The organism is Nocardioides sp. NBC_00850 (genome assembly GCF_045207335.1).
GTDB lineage: Bacteria > Actinomycetota > Actinomycetes > Propionibacteriales > Nocardioidaceae > Nocardioides.
Genome location: NZ_CP108845.1, coordinates 4,492,063 through 4,513,408, shown reverse-complemented (window position 1 = coordinate 4,513,408; position 21,346 = coordinate 4,492,063). Strand labels below are relative to the sequence as shown.

21 protein-coding genes are annotated in these 21,346 nt (G+C 70.6%); 11 read left to right on the top strand and 10 right to left on the bottom strand.

Annotation, left to right across the window (positions count from 1 at the left end; genetic code table 11):
• Nucleotides 1-53 precede the first annotated feature (53 nt).
• Both OH802_RS21970 and OH802_RS21965 read left to right on the top strand, forming a co-directional pair.
• The gene (locus OH802_RS21970) at nt 54-1,709 is read left to right on the top strand and encodes a SulP family inorganic anion transporter (RefSeq protein WP_406022068.1); all 1,656 of its coding nucleotides are present in this window, start codon (nt 54-56) and stop codon (nt 1,707-1,709) included.
• A gap of 112 nt (nt 1,710-1,821) precedes the next feature.
• Nucleotides 1,822-2,784, top strand: a complete 963-nt coding sequence (locus OH802_RS21965) for a universal stress protein (protein ID WP_406022066.1) — start codon at nt 1,822-1,824, stop codon at nt 2,782-2,784.
• A gap of 123 nt (nt 2,785-2,907) precedes the next feature.
• Here OH802_RS21965 and OH802_RS21960 read toward each other — a convergent pair whose 3' ends face one another.
• Together OH802_RS21960 and OH802_RS21955 are read right to left on the bottom strand one after the other, a co-directional pair.
• Complete coding sequence (locus OH802_RS21960; protein WP_406022064.1) at nt 2,908-3,726, bottom strand: hypothetical protein; 819 nt, start codon at nt 3,724-3,726, stop codon at nt 2,908-2,910.
• Complete coding sequence (locus OH802_RS21955; protein WP_406022062.1) at nt 3,723-4,154, bottom strand: hypothetical protein; 432 nt, start codon at nt 4,152-4,154, stop codon at nt 3,723-3,725. The genes OH802_RS21960 and OH802_RS21955 overlap by 4 nt, the downstream gene beginning before the upstream one ends.
• A 278-nt stretch (nt 4,155-4,432) precedes the next feature.
• On the opposite strand from OH802_RS21955, the gene OH802_RS21950 reads away from it, so the two are divergent.
• The 3 genes from OH802_RS21950 to OH802_RS21940 all read left to right on the top strand — a co-directional run bounded on the left by OH802_RS21950 (nt 4,433) and on the right by OH802_RS21940 (nt 7,252).
• Nucleotides 4,433-5,158 carry a hypothetical protein gene (locus OH802_RS21950; protein ID WP_406022060.1) on the top strand — a complete coding sequence of 242 codons (726 nt, stop codon included), beginning with the start codon at nt 4,433-4,435 and terminating at the stop codon, nt 5,156-5,158.
• A gap of 104 nt (nt 5,159-5,262) precedes the next feature.
• Nucleotides 5,263-6,210, top strand: a complete 948-nt coding sequence (locus OH802_RS21945; protein WP_406022058.1) for a universal stress protein — start codon at nt 5,263-5,265, stop codon at nt 6,208-6,210.
• A 121-nt stretch (nt 6,211-6,331) separates the two neighbouring features.
• On the top strand, nt 6,332-7,252 hold the full coding sequence (locus OH802_RS21940; protein WP_406022056.1) for a universal stress protein: 921 nt from the start codon (nt 6,332-6,334) through the stop codon (nt 7,250-7,252).
• An 88-nt stretch (nt 7,253-7,340) separates the two neighbouring features.
• On the opposite strand, the gene OH802_RS21935 is transcribed toward OH802_RS21940, so the two are convergent.
• Nucleotides 7,341-8,918, bottom strand: a complete 1,578-nt coding sequence (locus tag OH802_RS21935) for a GAF domain-containing protein (protein WP_406022054.1) — start codon at nt 8,916-8,918, stop codon at nt 7,341-7,343.
• A gap of 238 nt (nt 8,919-9,156) precedes the next feature.
• On the opposite strand from OH802_RS21935, the gene OH802_RS21930 reads away from it, so the two are divergent.
• The 4 genes from OH802_RS21930 to OH802_RS21915 all read left to right on the top strand — a co-directional run bounded on the left by OH802_RS21930 (nt 9,157) and on the right by OH802_RS21915 (nt 12,213).
• Nucleotides 9,157-9,744: a hypothetical protein gene (locus OH802_RS21930; RefSeq protein WP_406022052.1), complete on the top strand. Its 588-nt coding sequence runs from the start codon at nt 9,157-9,159 to the stop codon at nt 9,742-9,744.
• A 133-nt stretch (nt 9,745-9,877) separates the two neighbouring features.
• Complete coding sequence (locus tag OH802_RS21925) at nt 9,878-10,843, top strand: universal stress protein (protein ID WP_406022050.1); 966 nt, start codon at nt 9,878-9,880, stop codon at nt 10,841-10,843.
• A gap of 14 nt (nt 10,844-10,857) precedes the next feature.
• A complete protein-coding gene (locus tag OH802_RS21920; protein WP_406022048.1) occupies nt 10,858-11,274 on the top strand; it encodes a pyridoxamine 5'-phosphate oxidase family protein in 417 nt (138 codons plus the stop codon).
• Nucleotides 11,275-11,325: 51 nt separating this feature from the next.
• On the top strand, nt 11,326-12,213 hold the full coding sequence (locus OH802_RS21915; RefSeq protein ID WP_406022046.1) for a universal stress protein: 888 nt from the start codon (nt 11,326-11,328) through the stop codon (nt 12,211-12,213).
• Here OH802_RS21915 and OH802_RS21910 read toward each other — a convergent pair.
• The 5 genes from OH802_RS21910 to OH802_RS21890 form a co-directional block, all read right to left on the bottom strand.
• A complete protein-coding gene (locus OH802_RS21910; protein ID WP_406022044.1) occupies nt 12,171-13,355 on the bottom strand; it encodes an NAD(P)/FAD-dependent oxidoreductase in 1,185 nt (394 codons plus the stop codon). The two genes, OH802_RS21915 and OH802_RS21910, sit on opposite strands and share 43 nt — an antisense overlap.
• Before the next feature lie 29 nt (nt 13,356-13,384).
• Nucleotides 13,385-13,579 (bottom strand): ferredoxin, encoded by a 195-nt coding sequence (locus tag OH802_RS21905; protein WP_350657827.1) that lies wholly within the window; start codon nt 13,577-13,579, stop codon nt 13,385-13,387.
• A complete protein-coding gene (locus OH802_RS21900; RefSeq protein ID WP_406022042.1) occupies nt 13,576-14,988 on the bottom strand; it encodes a fatty acid desaturase in 1,413 nt (470 codons plus the stop codon). Before OH802_RS21900 ends, OH802_RS21905 begins: the two co-directional genes overlap by 4 nt.
• Nucleotides 14,989-15,074: 86 nt before the next feature.
• Entirely contained in the window at nt 15,075-16,292 is a 1,218-nt protein-coding gene (locus OH802_RS21895; RefSeq protein WP_406022040.1) for a PucR family transcriptional regulator, read from the bottom strand.
• A 77-nt stretch (nt 16,293-16,369) separates the two neighbouring features.
• Nucleotides 16,370-16,885, bottom strand: coding sequence for a GNAT family N-acetyltransferase (locus OH802_RS21890; protein WP_406022038.1), 516 nt, complete (start codon nt 16,883-16,885; stop codon nt 16,370-16,372).
• 230 nt (nt 16,886-17,115) lie between these two features.
• On the opposite strand from OH802_RS21890, the gene OH802_RS21885 reads away from it, so the two are divergent.
• Entirely contained in the window at nt 17,116-18,798 is a 1,683-nt protein-coding gene (locus OH802_RS21885; RefSeq protein WP_406022036.1) for an ABC-F family ATP-binding cassette domain-containing protein, read from the top strand.
• Between the two features lie 20 nt (nt 18,799-18,818).
• On the opposite strand, the gene OH802_RS21880 is transcribed toward OH802_RS21885, so the two are convergent.
• Complete coding sequence (locus OH802_RS21880) at nt 18,819-19,412, bottom strand: TetR/AcrR family transcriptional regulator (protein WP_406022034.1); 594 nt, start codon at nt 19,410-19,412, stop codon at nt 18,819-18,821.
• Nucleotides 19,413-19,473: 61 nt separating this feature from the next.
• Here OH802_RS21880 and OH802_RS21875 point away from each other — a divergent pair, with 61 nt between their 5' ends.
• Nucleotides 19,474-20,739, top strand: a complete 1,266-nt coding sequence (locus tag OH802_RS21875; RefSeq protein ID WP_406022033.1) for an oxygenase MpaB family protein — start codon at nt 19,474-19,476, stop codon at nt 20,737-20,739.
• Between the two features lie 5 nt (nt 20,740-20,744).
• On the opposite strand, the gene OH802_RS21870 is transcribed toward OH802_RS21875, so the two are convergent.
• The gene (locus tag OH802_RS21870) at nt 20,745-21,326 is read right to left on the bottom strand and encodes a TetR/AcrR family transcriptional regulator (RefSeq protein WP_406022031.1); all 582 of its coding nucleotides are present in this window, start codon (nt 21,324-21,326) and stop codon (nt 20,745-20,747) included.
• Between the last annotated feature and the right edge of the window lie 20 nt (nt 21,327-21,346).

The following is a 21,346-nucleotide window of genomic DNA, read 5'->3' as shown; positions in this document are numbered from 1 at the left end:
GGCCTCTGTCCGGACGGCGGCGGGCGGACGGCGACTCGTGGGACAGTGCTGCCATGGACGTACGCCGCGTGATGCCGCCGTGGGCCCGCGGCTACGAGCGGCGCTGGCTGTGGTTCGATCTGCTCGCCGGGGTGACGATCACCGCCTACCTCGTGCCCCAGGTGATGGCGTACGCCGAGCTGGCCGGTCTCCCTCCCGAGACCGGGCTGTGGGCGTGTGTCGGTGCGATGGTGGTCTATGGCCTGCTGGGCACCTCCCGACTGCTCTCGGTCGGCCCGGAGTCGACCACTGCGCTGATGACGGCGGCTGCGATCGGGGCCACCCCGGCCGCGGCTGAGGACCCCGCCTCGTTCGCGGCGACGCTCGCGCTCGTGGTCGCCGCGATCTGCGTGGCGGGCTGGTTTCTGCGGGTATCGGTGCTGGCCGAGCTCTTCTCACGGCCGGTGCTGGTCGGCTACATGACGGGGATCGCGGTCCTCATGGTCGTCTCCCAGCTCGACAACCTCACCGGCGTCACGATCACCGGCGACGGGGTGCTGGCGGAGCTGAGCAGCTTCATCGGCAACCTCGACCAGGTCCATGTCCCCACGCTGCTGCTCGGTGGTGGCGCGGCCGCCGCGATGATCGCCGGCTCCCTGCTCGCCCCGCGGGCGCCGGTCGCGCTGATCGGCATGCTCGCCGCCACCGCGCTGGTGGCGCTGCTCGGTGAGGGGTCCGGGCTGCGGCTGGTCGGCGAGATCCCGAGCCGGCCTCCGGCCCCGGGTCTCCCGGTCCTGGACCTGGGCGCAATCGTCGCGATGCTCGGCCCGGCGCTCGGCGTCGCCTTCGTCGGCTACACCGACAACATCCTCACCGGCCGCGCCTTCGCCCGCCACGGTGAACATGTCGACGCGCGGCGGGAGCTGCTCGCCCTGGGCGGGGCCAACCTCGGCTCGGCGCTCCTGCACGGGTTCCCGGTCAGCAGCAGCGGCAGCAGGACCGCCATCGGCCACGCCGTGGGCGGGCGCACGCAGCTGACCTCGTACGCCGCGGCAGCCACCACGGTCGCCGCGGTGCTGCTCCTGGCGCCGGTCCTGGAGGCGTTCCCCGAGGCCGCGCTCGGCGCGGTCGTGGTCTACGCCGCCACCAAGCTGGTCGAGGTGGGCGAGCTGCGCCGCTTCGCCCGGTTCCGGCGCAGCGAGCTCGTCCTCGCCCTGGTCACGACGGTGGCGGTGCTCGCCGCCGGGGTGATGTGGGGCGTACTGATCGCGGTGGGCCTCTCCGTTCTCGACCTGCTGCGCCGGGTCGCGCACCCTCACGACGCGGTCCTCGGCCACGTGCCGGGGCTGGCCGGGATGCACGACGTGGACGACTACCCCGAGGCCGAGGAGGTGCCCGGCCTGCTCGTCTACCGCTACGACTCGCCGCTCTTCTTCGCCAACGCCGAGGACTTCCGCACCCGCGCGCTCGCGGCGGTCGACGCCGCGGAGCGGCCGGTGGAGTGGTTCCTGCTCAACGCCGAGGCGAACACCGAGGTCGACGTCACCGCGGTGGACGCGCTCGAGGCGCTCCGCGCCACGCTGAGCGAGCGAGGCATCGTGTTCGCGATCGCCAGGATCAAGCAGGACCTGCGTGACTCGCTGGCTCCCTCCGGCATCCTGGACAGGATCGGTGAGGAGCGGCTCTTCCCGACCCTTCCCACAGCAGTCGAGGCCTACCGGCAGCGGTGAGCGGCGGACCAAGGTCCTCGGATCCCGGAACCGACGTCCCTGCCCGCTGGCGACGACCTCGATGAGAGTGGGAACGGGACGGCCGGGTGCGTCGCGCCCATGAGGAGGCGACATGTCCGAGAACAACCGGATCCTGGTGGGGATCGACGGGGGAGCGGGTGGCCGGGCGGCGATCGCCTACGCCGCGGCCGAGGCCGGTCTGGACGACGCCGACCTCTGGCTCGTACACGTGACCCTGTCCCAGCCGGCCGACGTGATCGGCCCCTATCCCTACCCATCGTTCGGAGAGGACGTCCGCCGGGCCGGGAACGAGCTGCTGGCGAAGGCCACCGAGGAGGCGGCCGCGTACGTCGGTGCCGAGCATGTGACCGCGACCCTCCTGGAGAGCTCGGTGGTCTCCGGGCTGGTTCACTGCGCTGCCGCCGCCCGGCTGATGGTCCTCGGGGACGATCGCAGACAGGGCTTGAAGCGCATCATGACCGGGTCGGTCATGAACCGGGTGGCGGGCCATGCGCCGGTCCCGGTCGTCATGGTTCCGAGCGGCTGGTCGCCCGAGGACCCGACTCGCAGGGTGGTCGTGGCGGTCAAGGACTGCGTGAGCTCGGCTGGCCTGCTCGCCCAGGCTCTCAGGCACGCGGCGGACCGGAGCGCAGAGCTGCTCGTGCTCCATGCCTGGCAGCTGGACACCGTCTACGACGACATGACCATTGCTCACCTGGACATGAGCGACTGGGAGAACAACGCCCGCCGCGCCTTGGAGAACGCGCTGGACCGCGCCCGTCGCCGAGTTCCGCACGCCGCGGACGTGGACGTCCGGATCGAGGTTCGCCACGGCCAGCCGGCCAGGGAGATCACCGAGGAGACCAGGAACGCCGATCTCCTGGTCATCGGCCGCCGCCGGCACTCCTTCCCCCTGGGCCGCCTGGGCAACACCGGCCGTGCGGTCATCCGCGAGAGCCGTTGCCCGGTCGAGATCCAGCCACCGATACCCGATGTCCTCACCGCCGCCGACCTCGTCCTCGAGCACGACGGCCGGTTCGAGAAGGCCGCCGCCGACCCGGCCCCGGCCTTCTGAGCTCCACGAGGGCCAGCGGGTCCGTCGCCATCCTGATCGGGGTGGGCGCCGGCGCCGTGATGGCGTTCGTCCAGACGGTGGTGACCGGATGGTGGTTGGTTCGGCTGCTTCACCCGACCGGGTTCACGACTGCCGTTCCTCATCTGCCCGCGACGGGACCGCGCGCAGCCAGAGGACCAGAGGGACGAGGGTCGCTGCGGCGAGTACGACGAACAACACGACCCCAGCCAGGGTCGCCACGTCGGAGGCGGGATCGGCTTGGTGACCGAACCACTGGTCGACCGCGACACCGATCGCCTCGATCATCCAGAAGAACAGCCCGGCTCCGGCGAGGAAGACGCCGGCGGGTCGGCGCTGCCAGAGCAGCACGGCCACGATCGCCAGGGCGGGCAGCCAGACCGCGAGGTCCTGGACGTAGATGGGGTTGGTGGTCAGGCCGGTCCCGTCCAGGAAGCCGGGCGGGTCCTCGCCCAGATCAGGTACGACGAACCGCAGCCAGGCGAACGCGTTGAGCGCGACCACGGTCAGGATGAACGCGGCGATGCCGCGCACCGGCAACCTGCTGCCCGGCACCAGGAGCGGCAGGGGGTCGAGCAGCGCGCTGACCAGTGACCACAGCGACAGTCCGAGCAGGGCGACGTAGGCCAGGAACAGCTCGTTGAACGGAGTGGCGTACACCAGCAGGGTGGCGTTGTAGGTGAGGTAGCCGAGCGCGCCGATCAGGGCAGCCCGCCCCCGGACCGAGCCTCTGGTCGACGTGACCAGCCCAACCGCGAGCACCGGTAGCGCCAGGGCGAACATTGTGAGCGCTGTGCCGCGCGCGGAGCCGTTCATCACCGGCGTGCCGTTGAGGATCCCGTCCACGAAGAACGTGGGAACGGCAGCGACCACCACCAGCAATGCAACGGCGGCACAGAAGCCCCGGGTCCGCCGACTGATCACGTCGAACCGTCGGACATCGACGAGGAGCTGGTCTCCTCGATCTTCGATGAGGCCTCTTCTGTCCGCCGCGCTGGTGTCCACGCCACCACGAGCGCACCGGTCACGAGGTAGATCACCTGCAGGAAGTGGAATCCACGGATCGACGCGATCTCTCCGATGATCCAGAACACCATGATCGTTCCCGCGACGATGCTGGCGAGCTGCCAGCCGTGGCTGCGTTTGACCATGCCGGCGGCGGCGATCAGGGAGCTGCCACCGACGACGGCCATCAGGATCACGCCCGGGAAGTAGTTGCTGGGGAAGTCGGTGTCCCGGACCCAGGATGCCTGTTCGGGAATCCAGTCGGTCATCAGCGCGAGACCCCCGGCCGTGGCGCTCAAGCCGTTGAACAGCAGCAACCCGAGCAGGATTTTGCTCTTGGGGCTCATCGCGCCTCCGTCGCCGGGAACAGATGGGGTCTCACCCCTCATGACGTGACCACGCTAGGCACCACTCGAGGTCTCGAAGCAGTGGCGAAGGTCCTCGTGACTCTGCGCCAAAGTCCTCACATCGAGCGTCCCGGTCCAGGCACGTCACGGTGCTCGATGGGGAACGGTTGGTGAGACTCCGCGAGTGACCAACGACTACCGGCGTCGGGGCCTTGGTCCCGGAGCCGGAGGAATCCTGGCCCGTCCGCCCGTCCCCGGCCAGCCGGGAAGGTGACCACATGAGAGGTTGGGTCTGGTCGGCCGTGGCCGCCATCGTGGCCGGTTGCGGCATGGCCGCACTCATGGCGTGGTCCGTGCCCTTGACGGTCGGTTGGTGGGCGGGCGCGAGCTTCATCACTCTCTCGCTGTTGGTGTGCCTGGGGCCCGACACGGGCCCGATCCAGTGGAAGGTCGTCCTCGTCAGGAGCCTGCTGTGGCCGACCACGGCCCTGGCTGGCGCAGGGCTCATCGTCGCGCTCGGTTGGACGAGTGGTCTGCTGGTGACCGCCGCGGGGCTCGCCGCCGCATGGGAGATGGGGTGGCTCGGCTGGCCCCCGCGCACCGCGCGACCGGTGGAGCGCCGTCACCGGATGGGCAGGCGGCGGGCGCGCGCAGAGACAGCGGCTGTGGCAGCGTCAGTTGCAGGAGCGATCAGACCACACGTGATCGATCCGGTCGAGGCTGTCTTGGCGGTCACCGACGGGCTGACCGACTCCGACCTGTGCATGGCCTGGCGATCCAGCTATGTGGCGCTCGACCGGGCCATGGACCCGGGCGCGAAGCTGCGGGCGGTCGAGATCCGCGAGCTGCTTCTCGACGAGCTCGGGCGACGCGACGGTCCAGGACTGGAGGCATGGTTCCGTTCCGGTGCCCGGGCGGCAGGTGGGCCGGACCGCTACCTCCGGGTGCAACGCCTCGGACGTGGTGAGCCGCGTGCTGAGCCTCGGGCGCCTGAGGACCTTTGACCCGACCTGTCCGACCTACGTCCCTGGCACCGTACGCAACCGGCGGGATTCGCTGGGGGCCATTGGAGCGATCATCCGATCACCGATCTCGTGAGGGAGGACATATGACCGCGACCTCGAGTCCCGGCTGGCAGACCACGGTGGGCGAGGAGCCCTTGGATCCCCCGACCCGCCCGCTGCCGCCGCTCGAACCGAGGGTCGTGGTCGGCGTGGACGGCTCCGAGCCCAACCGAGCCGCAGTGGCCTACGCGATCGCGGAAGCGGCTGCCTCCGGCCGGCCGCTCGTGCCGATCGGCGCCGTTCGACACCCGGTGCGACATCAGGATGGCGCCGTCGACGGGCGCCGGTGGCCCGTGCTGAAGGAGATCGAGCGTCACGTCGAGGCCACACATGCCGGCGTACGGACGGTGTCGTTGATCGAGTTCGACCACCCGGTGCCGGCTCTGCTCGGGTACTCGGACGTGGAGGATCTGCTGGTTGTCGGCAAACGTGGCCTCGGGGGTTCTCATCGGTTCCTGGTCGGGTCGACGGCGATGAGGGTCGCCGGACGGGCCCTCGGGACCGTGGTGGTCGTGCCGCCTGGCTGGAGCCCTGCGGACCACCGAGGGGAACCAGTAGTCGTCGGCGTGGACCCGGACGGTCTCCATGCGCCGGTGCTGCGGGCCGCGCTCGAGCGGGCCCGCCGCGCCGGGGTCGAGCTGGTGGTGATGCACTCGGTCAACCTGCGTCCTGTGCTCGTCTGGGACCCGACCGCCAACACACCGCTCGTACGCGACGGCCAGGAACGCAGCACAGTGGATCTCCAGGCTGCGATCGAACCGCTACGTGAGGAGTATCCGCAGGTACAGGTCACGATCGAGCGAGACCGCGGCCACGCCGCCAGCATCGTCTTGGCCAGGTCGATCGGCGCTCAGCTGATCGTGCTCGGGCGGCGCCACGACGCGCGTGGCACCTGGGGCCTCGGACCGGTCGCACGCGAGGTGATCCACAACGCAGAGGTGCCTGTCGCCGTGGTGCCCTGCCCGTCCGCGCCGGATGACCGCGATCGTTGAGCGGGTGCGGTCATGGACCTTCATCCCGACCTGTCCGGACCATGGCCTCTCCGCGCGGCGCATGGGTGAAGGGTTTGCTGGAGGAGTCTGTGAGAGCGAACCGGAGGAGCTGTGCGTTGCGATGACCTATGAGAAGGACCAGGCGAAGGTCGTGGTCGGTGTCGACGGCTCCGAGCGCAACCGGGCCGCGGTCGATTATGCCGTCGCCTCGGCGCTGGCGACGGGCGGGCCGCTGATGCTGGTCGGGGTGGTCGACGTCGGTGTCCCGGATCGACGCGAGGCCGATGCGGACGCGGGTCACGAGTGGGTGCTCCTCGAGGACATCCGCGACCAGGTGGTGGCCGCGCATCCACAGCTGAGCGTGCGTACCCTGGTCCGGTTCGGACACCCGGTCTCCGCATTGCTGGCCACGGTCGGCGAGCGTGACCTGCTCGTCGTGGGGAAGCGCGGCATGGGTCCCCTACGCGGCGTGCGCATCGGGACCACCGCGCTCCGGCTCGCCGCTCGTGCGTCGTCTCCGCTGGTGGTGGTGCCGCCGGTGTGGAACGCGCGGCCTCATCACCCGGGCACCATCGTCGTCGGTGTCGATCCGGCGGCGGACGACGAGGAGTCGCTCCGGCTGGCGTTCCGGGAGGCGATGCGGTCCGAGGCACCGCTGCGCGTCGTGTCCGCAGTCGACCTGCGGCCCATGCTCGTCTGGGACAAAGTCCTAGGCGCGCCCCTCTATCGACAGTGGGAGCAGCGCAGCGTGGCGGCGTTGGAGGAACTGGTCGGTCCGTTCCGAGACGAGTTTCCAGGGGTGGCGGCCACCGTGGTGCGAGACAACGGCCATGCGGCCGACGTCCTGACCGACCACGCGGGCGACCCCCAGCTGATCGTCCTGAGTCGAGATCATCACAACGGTGCCTCGATCGGATTGGGAGCGGTGGCGCGGGAGGTGCTCAACAGCGCCGATGTCCCGGTGCTGGTCGTCCCTGTGGCGCGGCTGCAGGGCGACGGCCGATCGGCACCGATGTCGGCCTCGACGGCCGGGGCGGCCTAGAGCCTCCGGCTGCCGGCCCAGGGGGTGGGCCGAAGCCGGGGAAGACGCCCGGTGGGGGCTGGTCACGCACCAGCCTCCGCCGGGCAGTTCACCCGTCGAGCGGCGTACGCCAGTCCAGCTGGGTCTCGCTGGGTTCGCGGTCGCCGATCGAAACCGTTCCGCCGAGTTCGATCGCGCGCTCTCGTATGTTGCGCAGCCAGCTCCCCGTCGTGCTGACGACACCGCCGTCGTCTGTGACCTGGAGGCGCACCCACCGGCGGCCGTCCGCGTCGGTCTCGACGCCAACCTCGACGGAGGTTCGGGTGGCTTTCTCCTGCCGGGCGATGCTCGACAGGACCTGGCGGAGAACGGCGAGAAGCTCGTCGCTGATCGTCCGCGGCACGGGCGTGTCCAGGGGACCGGTGGTGCGGAGCTCGGGAGTGAAGCCGAGGGCGCCGGCGTACTCGGAGAGCAGCGCGTGCAACGAGTCGCGAATCCCCGCCGACACGTTCGGCTGGAGCTGGAAGACGGTGGAGCGAATGTCACGGATCGTGCTGTCGAGGTCGGCGATCGCCTGGTCGATGCGGTGCTGCACTCCGGGACCGGCGGCCTTCGCCCGGGTGCCTTGAAGGAGCAGACCGGTCGAGAACAGACGTTGGATCACCAGGTCGTGCAGATCGCGGGCGATCCGGTCACGGTCGGTGGCAAGAGCCCCCGCTTGGTGCTCGGCGACCGCATGGACGCGATCCAGCGCCACCGCCGCCTGGTCGGCGAACGAGGTGAGGAGATCGTGCTGGGACCGGGCGGTCCGGAGGTCGGAGACCACCGCGACGACGACCGCGGGACCGTACAGATGGCCGCGCAGGGGCGCCAGCAGGACCACTGATCCGTCGGCCACCGCCACGGGCGGCACGCCCTCACCCTTGGCGGCGGTCTCGAACGCGTCGTGGACCTCGATGCAGGTGGTGAGGATCTCCGCGGCGGGTAGCCCGTCCGCGGCCAGCACCTCCGGGCCGACACTGCCTTGCCGAACCACACCGACGCCACCGGCACCGCAAGCCGGGCGTATGCAGGTGGCGACCAGTTCGACGGCACGCTCGGTCGTGGTGGGCGTCTGGAGGGCGTTGAACATCTGCGACGACGCGGCGAGCCAGGCGCGCTGCCGCTCGGAGTCCGCGAACACCCGTGCGTTCTCGATCACCGTGCCGGCCGCGGTGGCCAGTGCGGTGACCAGGACTTCGTCCTCGTCGGTGAAGGGCCGACCATGGGCCTTCTCGGTGAGATAGAGGTTGCCGTAGACGGTGCCGTGGATCGTCACCGGAGTGCCCAGGAACGACGTCATCGGCGGATGGTGCGGCGGGAAGCCGTAGGAGGCCGGATGATCCTGCAGTCGTTCGAGACTTATCGGCCGCGGGTCGTTGATCAGCAGCCCGAGGATGCCGCGCCCGTGAGGATTCGGTCCGATCCGGGACCGGGTGGGCTCGTCGATCCCGTGGTGGACGAACTCCACCAGCGTACGGTCGTCGCCGAGGACACCGAGCGCGCCGTAGCGGGCGTCGGTGATGGCGCAGGCAGAGCGCACGATCCGGTCGAGGACCCCAGGAAGATCCAGATCGGAGTTCATGACGTTGATGGCGTCGAGCACTGCCCGTGCAGCATCCGGCAGCCCCGTCTCCGGCGATGCCATGACGTTCACTCTAGACCGGCGGCGTCGGGACGTCTCGGTAAAGGACTGTGGAGCCCCAACCTCGGTGACTTCCGCCTCGAGATCATCGAAACCGACGAGCGGTCACGGTCGACAGTCCTGCGGCGCCGGGGACGAAGGGCCCGCTCGGGGCGGACCCCGTTCCCTCGCCGCGACGGGCTCGACGGCGGTTGGCTGAAGGTGTCCGGCCAACACGGCCGGCGAGACCGTTGGAGGAATGATGACTTCAATCTCCACACCCGGCTCTGCGACAACGCTGCCCGGGCACTACCCGCTGCCCGCCGCGCGGATGCTGGCGACGCTGAGGATCGCCTTCGGGCTCACGTTTCTGTGGGCCTTCTTCGACAAGCTGCTCGCGCTGGGCTTCCACACCGGTGCGATCACCAACGAGGCCGGCACCCGAACCGGCATCGACTTCTTCGCCGAGGACGCCGCCTGGATCAACGGTGGCAGCCCGACCGAGGGCTACCTGTCCAACGTGCACGAGAACAACTGGCTGCAGGGCATGTGGAACGACATGGCGGGTCAGCCGTGGGCCGACTGGCTGTTCATGATCGGGCTGCTCGGCGTGGGCCTCACACTCACGTTCGGCATCGGGATGCGGGTCGGGGCCATCGCCGGCGCGACGATGTACGTCCTGATGTGGTTCTCCAGCTTCCCGCTGGACCAGAACCCGATCATCGACGACCACCTGCTCGGTGCGCTCACGGTCGGAGTCCTGGCGCTGACGTACGCCGGTGACACCTGGGGCTTCGGCAAGCAGTGGGCACGGATGCCGCTCGTGATGCACCACCCGTGGCTGCGATGAAGAGCGTGACCCTCGGTCCTCGCGGTCACGCAGACCGTGCTCGCGGCCGAGGGTGAGTCGTGGGCGACCAAAGGCCCTTGCCTCGGGCCGAGGGTCCCTGTCGAGCGGGGACGCTGCCGGGGAGGCTGGAAGCATGAACGAGAGCAGCAGGGATCTGGTCCTGGCAGGAGTCGACGGCACCGAGGCCGGCCTCGCCGCCGCCCGCTATGCCGCCGCTGAGGCGGCCCGGTCCGGTGCCGTGCTGCACCTGGTCTATGTGGTCGACCCGTACGCACCACCGCTGCCGACCTGGCCGGTGGCGCCCACGGCCCCCGACTCCCGGATGGGCCAGCTCGGACGAGCGATCCTCGCGGAGGCGGAGGATGCAGTCGCGGACAGCGGCGTGGTGGTGACGACGGACCTCCTGCTCGGCCTGCCGGCGACGGTGCTGGCCCAGGAGTCCGCCAAGGCGCGGATGGTCGTGCTGGGTGACCAGCCGCGCACGCTGCTCGACCGGATCATCACCTCCTCCGTCCTCGCCCCGGTCGCCGCTCACGCGCCCGTGCCGATGATCGCCGTCCCCGCTACCTGGGTTCAGGGGGACGAGCCCCGCGAGATCGTCGTCGGGGTCCAGGACGCCGCCGGCTCCATCGCCCTCGTACGCCGCGGGCTGGAGGTGGCTGCCGCGCGGGGCGCGAGCCTGCGGCTGCTGCACGTCTGGCACACCTTCGGGGCCTTCCAGGACTACCTCACCGTCGGGAGCGAGGAGCAGGCCTGGATCGACCGGGCCGAGCGGGAGCTCACCGCAACCCTGGGCGCGGCCCGAGCGGACTCGGGCCCGGAAGCGGCCAGAGTCGACGTCGGGGTCGACGTCGTGCACGCGCAGACGGCATACGCCCTGGTGGAGGCGTCCCGCACCGCGGATCTGTTGATCCTCGGCCATGGCCGGAGCTTCCGCGGCTTCGGGCATCTGGGCGGGACTGCCCGGGCGGTGCTTCGCGAAAGCACCTGTCCGATCGAGATCGACCCGTCCGTGGCACCGGCGTTCGAGGGGGACGCCGGAACCACGGACGGGGTCACCACAGCAGACAGCCGGCCGGTCGCTGCCGGCCGTCAGTGACGAAGGAGAAGACGATGTACCTGGCAGCACGATGGTTCCCCGGCCACCTGACCGAGCTCGACCGCGCCGAATGCGTGGAGCTGCTCGAGCGGAGCGAGGTCGGAAGGGTCGCCTTCGGCGACCCGGACGGGCCGCTGGTCCTGCCGGTCAACCACGTCATGGTGGGCGAACGGATCGTGTTCCGCACCGCTCCACGCACGGCGATGGCGGACCACGTCGGCACCGGCCAGGTGTCGTATCAGATCGACGAGTTCGACTCCTACACCTCCTCGGGCTGGAGCGTGCTGGCCCGCGGGTCCGCGGAGTTCGTCGACGGCGTCTGGCTGACGGAGCACGACCTCAGGCCGGAGCCGTGGGCAGACGGCCGGCGAACGCTGTACGTGTGCATCACGCCGACCCAGATCACCGGCCGGCGCGTCGTGCCGGTCTGAATCGCCCATCACAAACGAGTAGAGCACAGACGAGTAGACGGAAGAGTCGAGATGACGTACGCAGCAATCCCCGAGGGCGCGGTCCTGGTCGGGGTCGAGAACTGGCCGGCAGCGGCAGAGAGCGTGTCGTGGGCGGTCGAGCAGGCATACCGCGACGGACGTGACGTGGCGCTGGTCCACGTGGTGTCGGCCACGACCCTGGAGACGCCGCCCGGATTCCGGGCCGGAGCCCCCTCGGAGCCCGAGCAGGCTCACGGGTCGGTGGTGCTGGCGAGCGCCGAGCGCTACGCCAGGCGCCGCCTCGATGCGCTCTCCGGATTCTCGGGATTCGACGGTTACCGGCGTCCGGAGGTGACCACATCGCAGCAGATCGGGTCCGCGATGCCCGCGCTCGTCGCCGCGTCCGGCCATGCCTCGCTGCTGGTGCTCGGGTCGCGGGGCAAGGGACCGGTCGGCAGCTGGATCCTCGGCTCGGTCAGCCGTTCCGTCGTCGAGGACGCGCGGTGCCCGGTCGTCGTGCTGTGCCCGGGCGCCGGCGGCGTGGGCCGCGGCGTGCTCGTCGGCATCGACGGGACCAGCGACTCCATTCCGGCCCTGGAGTTCGCCTTCGACCAGGCCGACCAGCGGAACCTGCCGGTGACGGTGCTGTACTGCTACCGCGCCGGCAGCACGAAGCGGCCAGACGACGACCGGGTGCTGGTCGCGGAGTGCGTGGCCGGACTCCGGGAGCGCTATCCGGACCTGCACCCGCACCTGCGGATCCAGGCCGGAAGCCTCGGGCATGCGCTCGCGGAGCAGGCCCAGACCATGCACATGGTCGTGGTCGGCGGCGGGGGAGCGGTGGCCCACCACCTCCTGGATCACGCGCACAGCGTCGTCGTCACCGTCCCGACGACCTACTCCCGAGCAGGTACGACGCCTCCGGCCAATGCGGTGTGAGCCGGGGTCTCGGAGGGAGCCTGCGCAGCGAGGGTGCGGCGGAGCCGGGCGACCGGACCAGGGTTGTCGATGCCGACCGCGCCCACCTCGATGCCGCCTCGCCGATAGACGATGAACCCGGCCTCGTGCTCCTCCTCGTCGGCCGCCGTGGTCTCGCCGACGACCTGGATCCGGTGCCCGTGCCAGGTCGACCAGGCGAAGGGGACGGAGGCGAAGACCTCGGTGGCTCCGGCGGCGTTCGCGCCGGCTACCCGACCCTGCTCGCCCGCCGCGGTCCAGTGCTCCCTGCGCTCGCCGTCGACGCACGCAACGTCACCCGCGGCCCAGACCCCGGGCGCGCTGGTGGCGAGCCGGCGGTCGCAGAGAACGCCGCCGGTGCGGTTGTCGAGGGCGACGCCGCTGCCGGCGAGCCACGCTGTCGCAGGACGGGCTCCGATGCCCAGGACCACGGCATCGGCGGCCACGGTCTCACCGGTGCTCAGCTCGACCTCGTCGACGCCGAGGTCCGAGCTGCGCACGCCGGAGACGGTGGTCCGGGTGAGCAGCCTGACGCCGGCGTCGGTGTGCAGCTGCATCAGCCGTGCGGCCGCGAGCGGGCCGACCGCCCGCTCCAGCGGTCGACTGCTCGCCTCGACGACGGTGACCTCGATACCGCGGGCCCGGGCTGCCGAGGCGATCTCGGAGCCGATGAACCCGGCCCCGACGATCACCACCCGGCGCGAGCGCGCCAGGGAGTCGCGTACGGCGAGCGCGTCGTCGTAGCGACGGAGCACCTGTACGCCGCGTACCCCGGACAGCCCCGGCAGCGTCGTCGCCGTGCTGCCCGTGGCGATCACGAGCGCGTCATAGCCGAGGTCTCCGGCACTGGTGGTCACCGTGCGGCGCTCGGTGTCGAGGCCGTGGACCCGCACCCCGGAGAGGTGGTGCACCCGCAGCTCCTCGATCACCTCGCTCGACCGCAGCACCGGCACGCCAGGCTCCTCCTCGCTGGAGAGAGCCGCCTTCGACAGCGGCGGCCGGTCATAGGGCGGGTACGGCTCGTCACCGACGATCGTGATCGGCCCGGACCAGCCGGCCTGACGCGCGCCTTCGACGGCGCGGAGCCCGGCCAGCCCGGCACCGACGACCAGAAGTGATGGCATTCGTCTTCCTCCGACTCGATGGGTCGCGCTCAGCCGAGGAGGCGGAGCGCGGAGACCGGGCAGGAGTCGACGGCTGCCTTGACGTACCCGCGGTCCGGGTCGGGCACCTCGTCGGTGAGGACCTCGACGAGGCCGTCGTCGCCGATCTGGAAGTAGGTGTCGGCCTGGGCCTCGCACATCCCGATGCCCTCGCACACCGTCTTGTCCGCTTCAATCGTATTCACAGCGTTGACTCCTTCAGCGGGATGAAGTCGACCTTCTCGCGTACGCCGCAGTCCGGGCAGCACCAGTCGTCGGGGATGTCGCGCCAGGCGGTGCCGGCCGCGAAGCCCTCGAGCTCGTTGCCGGCCGCGACCTCGTAGACGTAGCCGCAGCCGGGGCAGCGGCCGGCGGCGACCTCGTCGTCGAAGGTCTGCCGGGTCACGTCGATCTTCACGGTCTCCTCGCTCGCCGGCTCTGCGGGCGGCGGGAAGGCGGCGAGCAGCTTGTCGAGCCGTCCGGGGCGTACGTTGGCCAGCCGTACGTCGCCGTCGAAGTGCGCGACCACGCGCTTGTCCATCACCCGGCGCCACAGCGGCGGGACCAGTGCCAGCACGATCATCCCGGCGTAGCCGGTCGGCAGCGCCGGCGACTCCCGGTAGTCACGCAGGGTCTGGTAGCGCCGGGTCGGGTTGGCGTGGTGATCGCTGTGCCGCTGCAGGTGGTAGAGGAGCACGTTGGTGGCGACGTTGTTGGAGTTCCAGGAGTGCATCGGCAGCACCCGCTCGTAGCGCCCGGAGCTGGTCTTCTGCCGCAGCATCCCGTAGTGCTCCAGGTAGTTGACGACCTCGAGCAGGGAGAAGCCGATGACGGCCTGGAGGACGAGGTAGGGCAGGATCCCGACGCCCAGCCACAGCGTCATGGCGGTCCACAGGGCCGCGCTCATCAGCCAGGCGTTGAGGACGTCGTTGCCGAGGTGGAACGGGTGGGTGCCCTTGCGCCGGTAGCGCTTGGCCTCCAGGCCCCAGGCGCTGCGGAGCGACCCGAACACGGTGCGGAACCAGAACCCGTAGAGGTTCTCGCCCATCCGGGAGGAGGCCGGGTCCTCCGGTGTCGCGACACGTACGTGGTGGCCACGGTTGTGCTCGATGTAGAAGTGCCCGTAGAAGCTCTGCGCGAGGGCGATCTTGGACAGCCAGCGCTCGTGGCTCTCCTTCTTGTGGCCGAGCTCGTGGGCGGTGTTGATGCCGATGCCGCCGATGAATCCGATGGTGAGGGCCAGCCCGATCTTGTGCGCCAACGGCCAGTCCTGGGTCGCGATCAGATACATCGCGAAGGCGAACCCGGCGTACTGGATCGGCAGGAACGCGAAGGTGATGTAGCGGTAGTACCTGTCCTCCTCGAGCTCCTCGATGACGTCGTCGGGCGGGTTGGAGCGGTCCAGGCCGGCCGCGAAGTCGATGACTGGGACGATGCCGAGGACGACGATCGGACCCGTCCACAGGAACACGCCCCACCCGGTCAGGACGTAACCACCCACGGCGATGAAGGCGAAGGACGGGACCACGAGCCCGAGGAGCCACAGATAGCGCTTCCTGTCCCGCCACCTCTCGGTGGAGCCCCTGTCGACGGTGCCGCTGGCGCCGAGTGTCATCTGCTGCCTCCTGTGAGTTCGGTTACGACCACTGTCAGAATGGACGTACGCGGCAGCAGAGTCTCTGGCTGATCAAGCCGAATCGATCACCGATTACTGTGCTTATTCACAGTCGTGGTGGCGAGGAACGTGTCGTGGTAGTCGAGCGCCAGGAGCAGGTCGCCGGCTCGTTCACGCAGCGGATGCCCGAGGAGTCGCTCGGCCTGGGCGAGGCGGTAGCGGATGGTGTTCTTGTGGATGCCGAGCCGCTCGGCGAGCCGGTCCGCCGTCTCGGCCGAGGTGAGGACCTCGCGCACGGTCTCGCGGAGGCGGCCATGGGGCGGATCGGCCAGCCCGCGCAGCGTCGTTCGGGTGAACCGCGCGGCGGCCTCCGGGTCATGGGCGACGAGGACCAGGGCGGCCACGTCGTCGTAGGCGGTCACCGGTTCTCGGCGCCCTGGCGCCAGCGCGACCCGCTGAGCCGCCTGCGCGTCGAGATGCGCTGCGACGAAACCGTCGAGACCGCTTCCGCCGACGCCCACCGTCACTCGTACGGCGGTGGGGTCGATCCCGGTGTCGGTCACGGTGTCGGGTCGTTCACCCAGCGCGAGCCAGGCCCACATCTCCCTGCCTCCCGGGCGCACCAGCACCGACCGGGCATGCCCGGCCCGGCGGGTGACGGCGGTGAGCGCAGCTTCCAGTTGCTCGATGGAGTCGGCGGTGAGCGCGTGCGCGACCAGGGCGACATGGCCGGGAATGTTGATCGGATGGCCGGCCAGCGCGGCGGACAGCTCGGCGGGGGAGACGCTTCGGGTGTCCAGCGCCTGGGAGACCATCTCGAAGCGGCGGGCGTCCCCGCGCTGCTGGATCCGGGTCGTCTCGGCCTGGTGGATCAGTACCGACTGCTCGACCGAGGAGCCGAACCATGCGGTCGCCTTCGTCCAGAACCAGACCAGCAGGGCCTCGTGGTCGAGATCGCTGGGCGCCTGCCGGACGACCTGCACCGCGAAGTCCCAGCTCTCCTCCTGAGCCCGCTGGTAGACCTTGAGCAGCAACGGCAGACCGAGATGGCGGCGCGCTGCCTCGAGTGCGATGGCGTGTGCGGACGGGACCAGCTCGAATTCCGCGTCCGGCAGCGTGATCCGGTCGAGGAAGGCGTACCAGTGCTCCTCGACGGCCTTCAGGAGGAGGGGCCGGAGATCGGCCAGATCGATCTCGCCGTCGGCCAGGATCGCGTCAGCGGTCGACGCGGCCCAGCGGGCGACCTCCTCGGGCCGGCGTTGCTCTTCCGCGAACGCCGCCAGCCAGGCACCGATCTCGGTCACCGCACTCACCCCTTCGACGCGCCGGATTCGCGCAGTCTACAAATGCCGGCCGCGCGGCGGTGGCCTGGAGACGAGGCTCAGATCTGCATCCTGAGGATCGCGCCGGGCCAGGGCTCGGGCTGTCCGGTGTCGACCGTGAACCGTCGCTCCAGCGCGAACCCGAATCCTTCGTACGTCCGGACGAGCGCCTGGTCGTCCCCGGCGTAGCAGTCGAGCCTCAGCTGGGCGACACCTCGCTGCCGGGCGATCTCGACGGCGTCGTCGACCAGCGTCCGGCCGATGCCGGAACCGCTCCGGGCACGGTCGGTGACGAGCAGCTGCAGGTAGAGCTCGGGGATCGGTGCGAGATCGACGTACGGCAGTGGTTCGTCGGCGAGCACGCAGACCCCGACGACCTGTCCGTCCGCCTCGGCGATCCGGGCGGTGCGCTCCGAGAGCATCGTCCGGATCTGCTCGACCCGAGCCTCGATGCCGGAGAACGGCGCCTCGCCCCACTGCCCGGTGCGGCCCTGCGACGCGAGCCACGCGACCGCGGCATCGAGGAGACTCATGGCTGCTGGGAGGTCGCTGACCGACCCGGATCTGACGTGCATGGGGGAACGTTGGCACGGCCTCGATCGGCTGTCGAACGCTTTGGACGTGGGGCCGTAAACCGGTCGCGGGCCCCGATGAGGGGCTGATAGCGTACGCACCGATGGGTACTCTGAAGCGATAGATCGGGACGCTGCGTCGAGTCTTCTCCGCAGTGGGTCCTGAGCGACCGCGCCGTCCGACCCGGCGCGCTCGAGGTCCGTGTTCCGACCCGTCGCCAAGAGGAGTCCTCTTGTTCCCGTCTGCTTTCTCTCCCTCCACCGTACGCAGCCACCGCGTCTGTGAGCTGCGCTCGGCCACGGTCCGCTTCGCCGAGCGGATCGTCCTCGACCGCGTCGACCTCGCCGTCGGCCCGACCGACCGGCTCGCCGTCATCGGCGACAACGGCGCCGGCAAGTCGACTCTGCTGGACCTGCTGGCGGGCGCGGTGGCGCCGGTCGCTGGCGAGACCCGCGTCGTCGTCCCTGGCGGCATCGCACACGCCGCGCAGGAGCCGCGGTTCCCGGCTGGGGCGACGGTGCGAGACGCCGTCGACCTCCTGCTCGCGGACCTGCGCGCGCTCGAGTCGCGCATCCAGCGTTGCGCTGAGCGCCTGTCCATCGCCGGCGACCAGGATCAGCCGAAGCTGCTCGAGGAGCTCGGCGAGCTGATCGACCGGTTCGAGGCCCGCGACGGTTACGGCGTCGACCGGCGTATCGACGCCGCGCTCGACCAGCTCGGTCTGGGCGCTGTCGACCGGGGGCGTCTGGTCGAAGGGCTCTCCGGGGGCGAGCGCGCCCGGCTCGCTCTCGCTGTGGCGCTGTCGGCCAACGCCGAGGTGCTCCTGCTCGACGAGCCGACCAACGACCTCGACGATGCGGCGCTGACCTGGCTCGAGTCGCAGCTGGACGCGCATCGCGGAGCGATGGTCGTGGTCACCCACGACCGGGCCTTCCTCGAGCGGAACGCCTCTGACATCGTCCAGGTACGCGACGGTGGGCTGCGCCGCTACGGCAACGGCTACGCCGGCTTCCTAGCAGCGCGCGCGACCGAGCGGCGACGTCAGGCCGAGCGGCACGAGGAGTGGAAGGCCGAGCTGGCCCGCAACGAGGCCCTCGTCGAGGCGAACGCGTTCCGGCTCGCCGCGATCCCGCGCAAGCTGGAGCTCGACGGTTTCGGGCATGGCGCCTTCCGGGCGCGCAGCCGCGACCACGGCGCGATGGGCCGGATCCGGATGGCCAAGGACCGTGTCGCCCGGCTGCGGGCCGATCCTGTCGCGCCGCCACCCGAGCCGCTCCGGTTTGCCGCCGGTCTCGGGTCCGACGTGCCGCCGGTCGACGGGCCCTACATCGCTCTTCGTGACGTACGTCGTGAGACCGGTGCCTGCCTGCAGATGGCCGAATGGTCCCTGAATGCCGGGGACCGATGGCTGGTCACCGGACCGAACGGGGCGGGCAAGACGACGCTCCTGCGGCTGCTGGTCGGCGAGCTCGCTCCGGATTCGGGGACCGTCGAGCGCGTCCCGGGAGTGCGGGTCTCCTGGCTCCGGCAGGACGTCGCGGCGCCACCTGCGGGCTCGGTCGCCGGCGTGTTCGCCCGAACCGTGGGGATCCACCGCGAGGACGCCATCGAGCGCCTGCGGCGGTTCGGGCTGTTGCGCGAGGAGGAGATGGGCCGCCCGGTGCGGGCTCTCTCGGTCGGGCAGCGTCGCCGCCTCGACCTCGCGATCGCGCTGGCAGACCCTGGTGACGTACTGCTCCTGGACGAGCCGACCAACCACCTCGACCCCGAGCTCGTCGAGCAGCTCGAGGATGCCCTCGACGCCCACCCCGGCGCCGTCGTCACCGTCACCCACGACCGCCACTGGATCCGCCGCGCCTCCGGCGCGCGGCGCGTACGTGTGCACGGCGGTGGTCAGGCGGAAGCCGTCGGCTGAGGTGCTCTAGGAACGAGGCATCAGGCCTGCGCCAGGTAGCCCGCGGTGAGCGCGACCATCTCCTCGAGCACGGCCTCGCGCGGGTAGGGCGGCCGGTCGAGCACCCAGCGCAGCGCGATGTTCTCCATCGCCACCACCAGCACCCACGCGGTGATCTGCGGGTCGGGGCGGGTCATCCCAACCGATCCGGCCCGCAGATACGCGGCGGCGAGGTCGCGTACGCGGTTGACGAGCGCGGCGTGGCGATCGCGGTTGCGTGAGGCGGGGAGCTCTTCGGTCAGGACGCGCAGGAGGGCTGGATCCTGCTCCAGTCCGGCGAGGAGCGCATCGGCGACCGACCGGATCGCCGGTGTGCCGACGGCGCTCGCCTGGAGCGCCAGCGCCGAGGCGGTGCGCTCGGAGACGTCGTCCCAGTAGCGGCTGATCACGATGTCGAGGATCGAGGACTTGTCGGAGAAGTACTGGTAGAGCGAACCGGGGCTGATGCCGGCGGCGACCGCGACGCGGTTGGTCGAGAAGGTCTCGTAGCCGTCGTCGACCAGTACCTGGCGTCCGGCCTCCAGGATGCGCTCGACCGTAGCCCGCGAGCGGGCCTGGGTGGGTGTCTTGCGCATGGCCCTACGTTAGGCAGAACGCGAATTGAAAGCGAGCTCTGGCTCGCATCACGCTGGAGGTATGACCACATTCGCGCAGCAGGGCACCCAACCCACCGGATTCCCGACACGTTTTCGCGAAGGCGAGGCGCGCAGCCGCCGTCTCGGCCGGCCGTTGCGCCTCCTGGGCCGCATCGACGAGGTCGACGAGGACCTGATGGAGCGGATCGGGCGGGCGTTCGGCGAGCGCGACGAGGCCGGCGCGCGGCTGGCGGAGGCGATCCGGATGCGAGCCGGGATGCCGGGCAAGGTCACGATGACCCAGCTGCGTACGGCCCTGGAGCACGGTGTCGCGGCGGTGGAGTCCCCGCCTCCGGTGCTCGCCGATTTCTTCGCGCAGGTCGAGGCCACCCCGGACTGGGTCGACTGGGACCTCGTCGACGAGGGCAGCCGCGTGTTCATGCGACTCGGCCAGAATGCGGCCGACGTGCTCCTGCAGCTCTCGCTCATCAGCGGCTACCGGTTCGGCGGCCCGCCGGACCTGCTCGTGGCCACCGGCGGCTTGACCGGCGGAACCACCCGGCGGCGGCTGGCCGAGACCCAGCACTGGGCGGTCAGCCTGCGTACGCCCGGTGCGCTGCGGCCACCGGAGCCGGGATCGGAATCGGGATCGGGTGAAGCCTGGCGGCTCACGGTCCACGTACGGGCCATGCATGCGCTGGTCAACGGGTTCGAACCCAGGTGGGACACCGGCAGGTGGGGGCTGCCGATCAACCAGGCCGATCAGGCGGCCACGCTGGGCCTGTTCGACGGCGTACTCATCATCGGGTGCCGGGCGCTGGGTGTGCCGATCTCCAGGCCGGACGCCCGGGCGCTGATGCATCTGTGGAAGTACGTCGGTTGGCTGATGGGCGTCGACGAGGACTTCCTCGTCGACGACGAGTGGGAGCGGCACCGGATCAACTACCACGTGCTCCTCTCGCAGGCGGAGATCTCCGAGGCCGGTCCGCAGCTGGCGCAGGCGGCGGTCGAGGTCCAGCGGGATCGCAGCTATCCGGGCTGGCCGGGTCCCATGCAGCGGGTGCGTGGCTGGTACGAGACGGAGCGGCTCCTCTCGATGCTGACCGTCTTCCTCGGGATCAGGTCGATGCGCGAGCTCGGCCTTCCGACGAGGCCCCCTTGGGCGCACGCCTACCTGCTGCCGCTGAACGTGCTCAGGTATCGGGTCCTCGGCCGGACCGCGAAGGGCCGGGCTCGCCTGGAGCGGCGAGGCGACCGAAATGCCGACTCGCTGCTGGCCAGCTACTTCGGTCGTGAGCGCGCGGAGGTCGGTGATCTCCCGGAGTGAGCGCGTCAGTCGCGGGTGGCGCCGGGAGAGGTGAGGGCGGCCTGGACGGTGCCGTCGATCAGAGCGGCGGCTTCGGCCGCCTTGATCTCGCCCCGGTAGACGGCGCCGGAGGCGGCGTGGAGGACGCTCTGGAGCAGGGTCAGCTGCCACTCGAGCGGCTGGTCGTCGCGGAAGCTGCCGTCGCTGCGACCGCGCTCCATGAGCGGCTTCCAGCGGTCGATCAGCCCGAGGTGGACCGCCTGGAACTGCTCGTGGGGCATGCTCTGCTCGGCGGCGACGATCAGCGCGCCGTACTGCTGGGTGAGTCGCCACGACGCCTCGAGGAGTCGGCTGAGGGCGGCACGGGGGTCGCCGTCGAGGTCGACCGCGCCGAGGGCCTCGTCGGACTGCTGGATCGCGCGTTCGACGACCTGGGTCACCAGGGTCGCCCGGGACTCGAAGTGGCCGTAGAGCGTGACCCGACCGACGCCGGCCGCCTTGGCGATGTCGGCGACGCTGACGTCGGGGTCGCGGGCGAGGCAGGCGGTTGCCGCGTCCATGATCGACTCGATGTTCTTACGTGCGTCGGCGCGCTTGAGGGTCGTCACGGCCGGAACCTCCCACGAGA

What these genes read in the sequence shown, in the direction of transcription:
- OH802_RS21970 (WP_406022068.1), top strand. Translation starts at nt 54, where the DNA reads ATGGACGTACGCCGCGTGATGCCGCCGTGGGCCCGCGGCTACGAGCGG.
- OH802_RS21965 (WP_406022066.1), top strand. Translation starts at nt 1,822, where the DNA reads ATGTCCGAGAACAACCGGATCCTGGTGGGGATCGACGGGGGAGCGGGT.
- OH802_RS21955 (WP_406022062.1), bottom strand. Translation starts at nt 4,154, where the DNA reads ATGAGCCCCAAGAGCAAAATCCTGCTCGGGTTGCTGCTGTTCAACGGC.
- OH802_RS21950 (WP_406022060.1), top strand. Translation starts at nt 4,433, where the DNA reads ATGAGAGGTTGGGTCTGGTCGGCCGTGGCCGCCATCGTGGCCGGTTGC.
- OH802_RS21945 (WP_406022058.1), top strand. Translation starts at nt 5,263, where the DNA reads ATGACCGCGACCTCGAGTCCCGGCTGGCAGACCACGGTGGGCGAGGAG.
- OH802_RS21940 (WP_406022056.1), top strand. Translation starts at nt 6,332, where the DNA reads ATGACCTATGAGAAGGACCAGGCGAAGGTCGTGGTCGGTGTCGACGGC.
- OH802_RS21935 (WP_406022054.1), bottom strand. Translation starts at nt 8,918, where the DNA reads ATGGCATCGCCGGAGACGGGGCTGCCGGATGCTGCACGGGCAGTGCTC.
- OH802_RS21930 (WP_406022052.1), top strand. Translation starts at nt 9,157, where the DNA reads ATGACTTCAATCTCCACACCCGGCTCTGCGACAACGCTGCCCGGGCAC.
- OH802_RS21925 (WP_406022050.1), top strand. Translation starts at nt 9,878, where the DNA reads ATGAACGAGAGCAGCAGGGATCTGGTCCTGGCAGGAGTCGACGGCACC.
- OH802_RS21920 (WP_406022048.1), top strand. Translation starts at nt 10,858, where the DNA reads ATGTACCTGGCAGCACGATGGTTCCCCGGCCACCTGACCGAGCTCGAC.
- OH802_RS21915 (WP_406022046.1), top strand. Translation starts at nt 11,326, where the DNA reads ATGACGTACGCAGCAATCCCCGAGGGCGCGGTCCTGGTCGGGGTCGAG.
- OH802_RS21910 (WP_406022044.1), bottom strand. Translation starts at nt 13,355, where the DNA reads ATGCCATCACTTCTGGTCGTCGGTGCCGGGCTGGCCGGGCTCCGCGCC.
- OH802_RS21900 (WP_406022042.1), bottom strand. Translation starts at nt 14,988, where the DNA reads ATGACACTCGGCGCCAGCGGCACCGTCGACAGGGGCTCCACCGAGAGG.
- OH802_RS21890 (WP_406022038.1), bottom strand. Translation starts at nt 16,885, where the DNA reads ATGCACGTCAGATCCGGGTCGGTCAGCGACCTCCCAGCAGCCATGAGT.
- OH802_RS21880 (WP_406022034.1), bottom strand. Translation starts at nt 19,412, where the DNA reads ATGCGCAAGACACCCACCCAGGCCCGCTCGCGGGCTACGGTCGAGCGC.
- OH802_RS21875 (WP_406022033.1), top strand. Translation starts at nt 19,474, where the DNA reads ATGACCACATTCGCGCAGCAGGGCACCCAACCCACCGGATTCCCGACA.